At 63.5% G+C, this 5,173-nt stretch carries 8 protein-coding genes; 6 read left to right on the top strand and 2 right to left on the bottom strand.

Going from position 1 to position 5,173, the window contains the following annotated elements; all coding sequences use genetic code 11:
- Window positions 1-561, top strand: a 561-nt coding sequence (locus tag AC1DWI_RS13375; RefSeq protein ID WP_477724998.1) for a cupredoxin domain-containing protein, incomplete at its 5' end; no start/stop codon positions are given.
- Between the two features lie 19 nt (window positions 562-580).
- On the opposite strand, the gene AC1DWI_RS13370 is transcribed toward AC1DWI_RS13375, so the two are convergent.
- Entirely contained in the window at window positions 581-1,174 is a 594-nt protein-coding gene (locus AC1DWI_RS13370) for a hypothetical protein (protein ID WP_477671260.1), read from the bottom strand.
- Window positions 1,175-1,203: 29 nt separating this feature from the next.
- Window positions 1,204-1,779 carry a DUF3455 domain-containing protein gene (locus AC1DWI_RS13365; RefSeq protein WP_477671259.1) on the bottom strand — a complete coding sequence of 192 codons (576 nt, stop codon included), beginning with the start codon at window positions 1,777-1,779 and terminating at the stop codon, window positions 1,204-1,206.
- 225 nt (window positions 1,780-2,004) lie between these two features.
- Between AC1DWI_RS13365 and AC1DWI_RS13360 the strand changes: the two genes are divergently transcribed.
- The 5 genes from AC1DWI_RS13360 to AC1DWI_RS13340 form a co-directional block, all read left to right on the top strand.
- Window positions 2,005-2,619 (top strand): RNA polymerase sigma factor, encoded by a 615-nt coding sequence (locus tag AC1DWI_RS13360; RefSeq protein ID WP_477671258.1) that lies wholly within the window; start codon window positions 2,005-2,007, stop codon window positions 2,617-2,619.
- Window positions 2,616-3,359 (top strand): anti-sigma factor, encoded by a 744-nt coding sequence (locus tag AC1DWI_RS13355; RefSeq protein WP_477671257.1) that lies wholly within the window; start codon window positions 2,616-2,618, stop codon window positions 3,357-3,359. Before AC1DWI_RS13360 ends, AC1DWI_RS13355 begins: the two co-directional genes overlap by 4 nt.
- 55 nt (window positions 3,360-3,414) lie before the next feature.
- Entirely contained in the window at window positions 3,415-4,167 is a 753-nt protein-coding gene (locus AC1DWI_RS13350) for an alpha/beta hydrolase (RefSeq protein ID WP_477724997.1), read from the top strand.
- 32 nt (window positions 4,168-4,199) lie between these two features.
- Window positions 4,200-4,874: a phytanoyl-CoA dioxygenase family protein gene (locus AC1DWI_RS13345; RefSeq protein ID WP_477671255.1), complete on the top strand. Its 675-nt coding sequence runs from the start codon at window positions 4,200-4,202 to the stop codon at window positions 4,872-4,874.
- Between the two features lie 49 nt (window positions 4,875-4,923).
- On the top strand, window positions 4,924-5,173 hold a 250-nt coding region (locus tag AC1DWI_RS13340; protein WP_477724999.1), incomplete at its 3' end, for a PhzF family phenazine biosynthesis protein.

Here is a 5,173-nt window from a genome sequence, read left to right as displayed (position 1 = left end):
GTGCCGGATGCCGTGGTCGTGGTGGCACCCGCCAACAAAAGCGCCCAGCCCAGGACGCCGCTGGCCGCGCAGGCCACCATTCACCAGGAAAAGATGCAGTTTGTTCCCGCAGTGACGGTGGTGCCCGTGGGGGCAAAAATTCAGTTTGTGAACAACGACCCCTGGGACCACCACGTGCGCAGCTCACCTGCCGGCATGGGCCAGTTCAACGCGACGAATGCCGGCTTCGAACTGCGGCTGGAAGGCAAGCCCGACGGAAAACCGGGCAAGTCCAGCGAGGTGACGCTGGACAAGGCCGGCGTTGTCGGGGCCACCTTGCTGGGCTGTTTTATCCATGGCTCGATGCGCGGCTATATCTACGCCAGTGAATCCCCCTGGGCGGCCAAAACCAGCCCGGAAGGCATCGCGAGTTTTGAGGACCTGCCTGAGGGTGCCGCGCAGCTGAAAGTCTGGCACCCCGACCAGCTGGTGGACATCGCGCCGCAGCAGGTCACGGTGGGCCCCGTGCCGGCCAAAAGCGTCATGCAGCTCACGGTGGTGCCGCGAAGGCGCAGGTCTTGAACGGCCGGCCCCGAGGTTTTTAGCGCCGGCTGTCGTCCTTCTGGGAATCAGGCTCCAGCGGCGACAGGTCGGACGAATAGACCCGGTCGCCGATATGCAGCGCCCGCCCCTTCTCCCAGGCGGCTTCAAAGGCCGCGAGTTCTTCAGCCGTGGCGCGCTCCCGGCGTTGTACCGGTGGCGGTGGGCTGGCCGCATCCTGGCTCGCGGGCAAGGAGACGGGCCGGCTGGGCGCGAAGGCCTGAATCTGCTCATTGATCTGCCAGTACACACCGCTGACCAGCAGGTTGTAACGCGCAGCGGCATTTTTGGCGATAGCCGCACCCACCTCGACCAGCCGGGCCGGCCCACCTTCCCGGTTGTCCAGGAAGTCGGTGGAAAGGTCCACCAGCACCATGTACTGGTGGCCTCGCTTGTCGTTACGCACCACGCGGAATTTGTAGCTGGCCGACAAAATTCCGTGGGCCTGCATCGTGACCTTGATGGCCTCGAACAGCATCTCGCGCCGAAACGCCATGCGCTCGTCAAGGTTCATCTTGACCGGACCCGTCTCAGGCCCCGTGGCATCGTGCTTGGGACTCTTGCTGGCGCTGAAAAGGTTCTTGAGCACGGACATGTCAGGCCTCGCTTCCTCTGGCTTTTGGGTCAGGCTTTTTGGGCGGTGAAAAACACGTAGTCGGCGGTATAGCCTTCCTTGACGCGTTTGCCCGCATCGGCCGGCGCGGTGCAGCCTTTGGCCGGCGCATTGCCGCCCTCGGTGTTCAGGCGCTGCACGCTGGTGACGGTGGCCATCTTGCCGGGCATGCCGGCGGATTTGGCCGTCAGCAATAGCAATGGGATGTCGGCGGGACGCTCGCCGTCGGCGCGCGCTTTTACCGTGCCCACGGTTTTGCTGCCGTCCAGCGCGGTCCAGTTCGGGCCGGCGCCATGCGTGCCGACTTTTTCGTCTTTCTGGTTGAAGAGGTCCGCTTCTGGCGCAACAAACACCCAGGCCCAGCCCTTGTCGCCGGAGCGGCATTCGTAGATCTGCGAGCCCACCGCGTGCCAGGTGAAGGCCACGCGTTCGCCGTCGGCCGGCTTGAGCGCGGCGGGCACCGGCTTGGCATCCATTGGTGCGGCCGGGCCACCGGCGCAGGCGCTTAGCAGCAGTCCAGTACACAACGCGGCAGCGGCAAGGCCTGCGTGAAGCCTGGGTTGGGTGGCGGTTGCTATCGGTGTCATGGCGATCTCCTGAGAGGAGTCCTGCAAATATTGACAGGTCTCCGGGTTAAAAGAAAGTAAAAAAGTCCCAACAACCACATGGCGGAAGGGGGCGTGGGCCGGCGCGGCGCCCGGCCTACCAGGGACAAACGACAGCAAGCGCCGATTGGATGCAGGTTTTTCTGAGAAAAATGCCATAGTCGGGGAAGATTTGCCGCTTGGGCGTAACTCCCTATACTCAGCCGCATGAAACTGGCCCCCGACACGGACACCCGCAGCCTGCAGGCGCTGATTGCCGGCGCAGGGCAAGGCGACCACGCCTGCTTTGCGCAGGTCTATGAACGCACCCACACGCATCTGTTTGGCGTTGCCGTACGTATATTGGGACAAGGACACGCGGCCGAAGATGTGCTGCAAGAGGCTTACGTGAGCATCTGGAAAAATGCCACCGGCTACCGCAGTGAGGTAGACGGGCAAACCATTCAACCCATGACGTGGCTGATTGCCATCGTCCGCAACAAGGCGCTGGACGCCCTGCGCTCCCGCACGCGCCGCAAGGAAAGCGAGTTGCCCGACTCCGGTGATGTGGATGAGGAAGACACCGAAACCACCGCCACACCCACCCCCAGCGCCATGCAGCTGCTGGAACAGGCCACCGAGGCCCTGCACATCGAAGGCTGCATGAGCGCACTGGAAGGCAGCTACCGCCAAAGCCTGGCGCTGGCCTACTACCAGGGCATGTCACATACCGAAGTGGCCGCACAAATGGGCGCGCCGCTGGGCTCGGTGAAAGCCTGGATACGGCGCGGACTCGAAAAACTCAAGGGCTGCCTGGCGGCGCAAGGGGTGGTGGCGTCATGAGATATTCCAGCCCCGAATTGCTCGAACACCTCGCATCGGCCTATGTGCTGGGTACGCTGCAAGATGGCGCGCGCCGCCGCTTTGAGCGCCTGCAGCGCGACCGTGCTGATGTGCGCGTGCGCGTCACACAATGGGAGGCCCGGCTGGGTCAACTCGCCATGTCGGTGCCGGCGCACAAACCGTCTCCCAGGGTGTGGGCTGCGATCGCCGCACGCACCAAACCTGCGGCGCCGCAACAGGCGCCGCAAACAAAACCGTCCTGGCTGGGCTGGCTCAAACCTGCTGGTTTCGGCTTCGGCGGCCTGGCCGCGGGCGTGATCGCGGCAAGCGTGTTTTTTGTCGCCATGCCCACCCTGTTCATGTCCAGCGACCAGATCGCGATGCGCTCCGGCGAAAGGCTGCCGCAAAGCTATGTGGGCCTGCTCACCGACGCCCAGGGCAACGGCAAGCTGCTGGCCAGTTCGCTGCGCCACGGCAAGACCATGACAGTCAAGGTCATAGGCCCGATCACACCACCTGCCACCGGAACCCTGGTGCTGTGGGCGGTGCCGGCCAATGGCCCGGCGTTCTCGCTGGGCGCCGTGCCTACAAGCGGATCGGCGGTTTCCATGCTGCCCGACACCTCGGAAAAGCTGCTGTCCAAAGTCAGCAAGCTGGTGGTAACGCTGGAGACCAGCGCCACACCCGCCAGCCCGAGCGGAACCGTGGTGTTCAGCGGCAATTGCGCCAAGCTGTGGTGAGCGGGCCGGCATCCGGGCTTTGCGACATCCATTCCCTTCATTTATGGCACGTGCAATGACGTTTTTTTTGATCGCCCTTGTGCTCGCTTACCTGGGCATCTGCGCGGCGTTGTTTGCGTTTCAGCGTTCGCTGATCTACTTCCCGCAGCCGAGGTCATGGGGCGGCCCGGYCACGACGCTTCACCTCCAGACACCCGACGCGGCGCTCGTGGTCACCGCCCGGCAAACGGCCGGGCCCAAGGCCATCATTTACTTCGGGGGCAATGCCGAAGACGTTTCGCCGAATTTGCCGTCTTTCTCGGAAGCTTTTCCAGGCCATGCCCTCTACCTGCTTCACTACCGCGGTTATGGCGGAAGCACCGGAAACCCCACCGAGGCGGCGCTTCAAAGCGACGCCCTGGCCTTGTTCGACCATGTCAGCCGGATGCATTCGGATGTCACTGTGGTTGGCAGGAGTCTGGGTTCAGGCGTTGCGGTCTGGGTGGCCAGCCAGCGGCCGGCGTCGCGCCTGATTCTGGTGACGCCCTACAACAGCATCGAGGAACTGGCAGCGAAGCGCTTTCCCTGGTTTCCCATCCCCTGGCTTCTTGTCGATAAATTCGAGTCCTGGAAGTACGCGGCCAAAGTCACCGTGCCCACGCTGCTGATTTCGGCCGAATACGATGAAGTCATTCCGAAAGCCAGCACCGACCAGTTGCACGCGCACTTCAAGAATGGCACAGCGGTGCTGAAGATGCTGCCCGGAACCTCCCACAACACGGTCTCGCAGCATCCCCAGTACCTTTTGCTGTTTCAGTCGATGCTGTGAGCATTCAACCCCTCTTTGCAAAACAAGCCGGGATGGACCACGCCGCATTCACCACGCAGGGCTTCGCACTTGTTCCGCAGGTGCTGACTGCCGCCCAGTGTGAATCGGCCGCTTCGCGCCTTGCCGGGATTTCCGCCAACTCGGCGGGAACACGTTGCCTGCTGTCGGAGGCCTGGTGCCAGGCGCTCGCAGCAAGAGTGCGCCGGCACGTGTCAATGGCCCCCTTGGTTCCGGCCGGTTTTGCGGCTGTGCAATGCACCTACTTCGAGAAGTCGGCGTCGCGCAACTGGCTGGTTCCGGTGCACCAGGACCTGAGCATTCCAGTGGCAGATCACGTAGAGCACGCGAGCCTGAGTGGCTGGTCCAGGAAGGAAGGCATTCTTTATGTCCAGCCGCCTGCCGAGGTGCTGGAGCAGCTGGTGGCGGTGCGTTTGCACATCGATGCCTGCGGCCCGGGGGACGGTCCACTGCGGGTGGTTCCGGGGTCACACCTGTACGGCCGCATGCAGGCGAAGGACGCCGCAGCAGCCCGCCAGGCCCAAACCGGGTTCACCTGCACGGCCGGGCAAGGCAGCGCGATGGCCATGCGCCCGCTGCTGCTGCATGCTTCGTCCAGATCCACCAGCGGCAACATGCGCAGGGTGCTGCATTTTTTGTTCGGCCCGCGAGCATTGCCTTTCGGCCTGCGGTGGCAGCGCGCAATATGAATTGCGCCGGACAGGCAAGCAGCCCGCCTTCCATTTCACAAGGAAAACGATGAGTGTCTTGAAGATTGCAGCCTTTTCTGACGGAAACACCGGCGGCAACCCCGCCGGCGTGATGATCGCCGGCCAATTTCCGGATGACCGTGAGATGCAGCGGATCGCTGCGGAGCTTGGCTTCTCGGAAACAGTTTTTGCCGTTGCAAGCGGCGCCGGCTGGCGGGTGCGCTATTTCTCGCCGGAATCCGAAGTGCCCTTCTGCGGCCATGCAACGATAGCCCTGGGCGCAGCACTGGCCCTTCAGC

Source organism: Polaromonas sp. P3_C2, from assembly GCF_056402675.1.
Note: the sequence above shows the minus strand (reverse complement) of the source record. Positions and strands in the feature narration are given on the sequence as shown.

Coding starts and splice junctions, on each gene's coding strand:
- AC1DWI_RS13370 (WP_477671260.1), bottom strand. CDS start 1,174: ATGTCCGTGCTCAAGAACCTTTTCAGCGCCAGCAAGAGTCCCAAGCAC.
- AC1DWI_RS13365 (WP_477671259.1), bottom strand. CDS start 1,779: ATGACACCGATAGCAACCGCCACCCAACCCAGGCTTCACGCAGGCCTT.
- AC1DWI_RS13360 (WP_477671258.1), top strand. CDS start 2,005: ATGAAACTGGCCCCCGACACGGACACCCGCAGCCTGCAGGCGCTGATT.
- AC1DWI_RS13355 (WP_477671257.1), top strand. CDS start 2,616: ATGAGATATTCCAGCCCCGAATTGCTCGAACACCTCGCATCGGCCTAT.
- AC1DWI_RS13345 (WP_477671255.1), top strand. CDS start 4,200: ATGGACCACGCCGCATTCACCACGCAGGGCTTCGCACTTGTTCCGCAG.